A 3258-nucleotide genomic window follows, 5' to 3' on the forward strand; every position below is an offset into this window, starting at 1 on the left:
TTCAGTCCAGACGGGCATTATCTAGTTAGTGGCGGTGGTGACAACACAATTAGGTTGTGGGACAAACAGGGTAATCTCATCGGTCAGCCCTTTAAGGGTCATCAAGACCATGTTTTCTCAGTCGCTTTTAGTCCAGACGGAAAAACGATCGCCAGTGGTAGTGCCGATAATACAATTCGGTTATGGGATCTAAAAGGCAATCAAATCGGTCAATCCCTCATCGGACACGAAGATTATGTCCGCTCAGTTACTTTTAGCCCTGATGGAAAGTATATTTTGAGTGGCAGCGATGATAAAACGATTCGGTTGTGGGATCTAGAAGGCAATCAAATCGGTCAATCCCTCATCGGACACGAATATTATCTTTACTCTGTTGCCTTCAGCCCTGATGGGGCAAGCATTGTTAGTAGTAGCGAAGATGGTACAGTTCGATTGTGGAATACAGCAGATTTCCAAAGCGATCGCACTCTAGTAGGACATCAGGATAAAGTCTTGTCTGTAGCCATCAGTCCCAATGGAGAATATATTGCTAGTGGCAGCGATGATCAAACGATTCGGTTGTGGGACAAACAGGGTAATCCTATCGCTCAGCCTTTTAGCGGGCATCAGAAGAAAGTCTTATCTGTAGCCATCAGTCCCAATGGGGAATACATTGCTAGTGGCAGTGATGATCAAACAATTCGGTTGTGGGACAAACAAGGCAAGGCGATCACTCCGCCTTTTATCGGGCATAAAAAAGCTGTCACCTCGGTTGCTTTTAGTCCTGATGGAGAATACATAATTAGTGGGAGTCGCGACGGTACGCTACGATTGTGGGATAAACAAGGCAAAGCAATCGCTCAACCTTTTATCGGGCATGAGACTGCCGTTTTCTCGGTTGCTTTTAGTCCCGATGGACAACATATCATCAGTGGTGGTAACGACAAGACGATTCGGTTGTGGGATTTAAACGGTAAGCAAATCGGTCAAACCTGGCATGGACATACAGATAAAGTCCACTCAGTTGCTTTTAGTCGTGATGGAGAATACATAGTTAGTGGTAGTCGCGATCGCACGCTGCGATTATGGGACAAACAAGGCAAGGCGATCGGTTCACCTTTTATCGGGCATGGCAGCGCTGTCTCCTCAGTTGCTTTTAGTCGTGATGGAGAATACATAGTTAGTGGTAGTCGCGATCGCACCCTACGATTATGGGACAAACAAGGCAAAGCGATCGGTCAACCATTATCAAGGCATGAAAGTCCCGTCAGTTCCGTTGCCATTAGTCCTGATGGGCAACAGATTGTCAGTGGCAGTTGGGACAAGACAGTACGGTTATGGCAGGGGGGTAGCTTCTCAACTTGGTTACAAGTAGCTTGCGATCGTTTGCGCGAGCATTCTCTGCTTACGTCATCTGCCACAAAAGAAGCCAAGGTTGCTAATAAAACTTGTGCCAAGATTAAGTAATTAAATTAGTTAACGCTAATCAATTAACGAAACGCAGGATTATGACGAATTAAACTCATAAACTCCTGCCGAGTTTTCGCATCATCGGCAAAGACACCTCTAACTGCACTGGTAGAAGTCCAAGAACTAGGTTTTTGCACTCCCCGCATTACCATACACATATGACTTGCTTCCACTACTACCGCTACCCCTTTAGGTTGTAATAATCCTTGGAGTGCGTCGGCGATTTGGGCGGTTAATCTTTCCTGTACTTGTAAACGCCGTCCGTACATTTCACAAATACGGGCAATCTTAGATAATCCAATTACTTTACCGTCGGGAATATAAGCCACATGAGCGCGACCGAGAATGGGTAAGATATGGTGTTCACAGGAGCTAAATAGGTCTATATCCCTAACCAAGACCATTTCATCTGCATTTTCCTGGAATACTGCCCCGTTAAGAAGTTCATCAAGGGATTGATGATAACCAGAAGTGAGAAACTTTAAAGCTTTAACTACTCTTTTAGGAGTATCTCTTAATCCTTCGCGGTCTGGGTCTTCTCCCAGTCCTAACAGCAAAGTCCTTACTGCTTGGCGCATCTCCTCTTCGGATACAGGAGGAGGACACGTCATTTGAGGTTTCCTCAAATGCGTGAGATGTTCGTGCTGTTGTGTAGTAGTTAATTTAGGTAGTTGCTGATTAATGTTGTCGATTTGATTGGGTTCGGATTTAGCTAAGGTCATAAATTGGCAATAGTTTAAATTAAACGGTAACAGAGGTAACAGAGGTAACAGAAGTAGCCAAACAGTCATTTAGCTGTTGGCGCAGTTTATCAGTATCTAGATGACGACCGATAAAAACTAGTTGGTTAACAGGAGGAGTAGACCAACGGTCAGACTTAAGATCACTGCGTTGTCCACATAGTTGAAATACATGGCGTAATTCGCTTCCGGCAAACCAAATAATTCCTTTTGCTCGAAATACTTCAACTGGAAGTTGATCGGTTAAAAACTTTTGAAATTTATAAACATCAAAGGGTTTGTCACTTTGAAATGACATGGAAACAAAACCATCGGCTTCTAAGTGAGGGGAATGATGGTGATCATGATGTTGGTGGTGTTCTTGCTCTTTCTTTTCGACATAACTAGCGATGGGCGTCGAAGGTACTCCGTCTTGAAAAGACCGAGCCTGCTTCGACTTCGTTAAACCCACATCTAAAATCAATGGCAATGGAACTTGAGCATAGTTTGTATAAATAATCCTGGGGCTTTTTTTAATGGAAGCAATATATGTTTCTAATCCTCGTAATTGCCCCTCGTCAACTAAATCAGTTTTATTTAACAACAAAATATCTGCAAAGGTAATCTGTTTAAAAGCTGCTTCGCTCTCGAAATGCTCTGGAGTAAAGGTTTCTGCATCAACTACGGTAATTACTGAATCAAGGCGAGTAAAATCTCGAAAATCAGAACCAACAAAAGTCAAAATTATTGGTAAAGGGTCGGCTACCCCAGTTGTTTCAATTATCAAACGATCTACTTTTTCTTCTTTGGCTAATATCCTTTGTACTGCTTTTACTAACCCTTCATTAATGGTGCAGCAAATACAACCATTGCTCAACTCCACCATGTCATCCTCATAGGAAATTAACAGCTGAGAATCAATATTGATATCTCCAAACTCATTGACTAATACTGCGACCTTTAAGTTATGGGTATTTTGCAGAATTTGATTGAGTAGGGTGGTTTTACCACTACCCAGAAATCCTGTGATGATGGTGACGGGTAATTCTGATGGAGAAATCTCTAGCATGGTGAAGAGAAGCAATTTAGT

At 42.9% G+C, this 3258-nt stretch carries 3 protein-coding genes; 1 reads left to right on the plus strand and 2 read right to left on the minus strand.

Annotated elements, in window-relative coordinates; genetic code table 11:
• The coding region (locus C7B62_RS25080) for a WD40 repeat domain-containing protein (protein WP_233220158.1) at positions 1 to 1446 on the plus strand (1446 nt) is incomplete at its 5' end.
• Between the two features lie 23 nt (positions 1447 to 1469).
• Here C7B62_RS25080 and folE read toward each other — a convergent pair.
• Both folE and C7B62_RS25090 read right to left on the minus strand, forming a co-directional pair.
• Positions 1470 to 2171 (minus strand): GTP cyclohydrolase I FolE, encoded by a 702-nt coding sequence (folE, locus tag C7B62_RS25085; RefSeq protein WP_106237760.1) that lies wholly within the window; start codon positions 2169 to 2171, stop codon positions 1470 to 1472.
• Between the two features lie 19 nt (positions 2172 to 2190).
• Positions 2191 to 3237 (minus strand): GTP-binding protein, encoded by a 1047-nt coding sequence (locus tag C7B62_RS25090; RefSeq protein WP_106237764.1) that lies wholly within the window; start codon positions 3235 to 3237, stop codon positions 2191 to 2193.
• Positions 3238 to 3258: the final 21 nt, after the last annotated feature.

Source organism: Pleurocapsa sp. CCALA 161 (genome assembly GCF_003003995.1).
Taxonomy (GTDB): domain Bacteria; phylum Cyanobacteriota; class Cyanobacteriia; order Cyanobacteriales; family Xenococcaceae; genus Waterburya.

What these genes read in the sequence shown, in the direction of transcription:
- folE (WP_106237760.1), bottom strand. Translation starts at nt 2,171, where the DNA reads ATGACCTTAGCTAAATCCGAACCCAATCAAATCGACAACATTAATCAG.
- C7B62_RS25090 (WP_106237764.1), bottom strand. Translation starts at nt 3,237, where the DNA reads ATGCTAGAGATTTCTCCATCAGAATTACCCGTCACCATCATCACAGGA.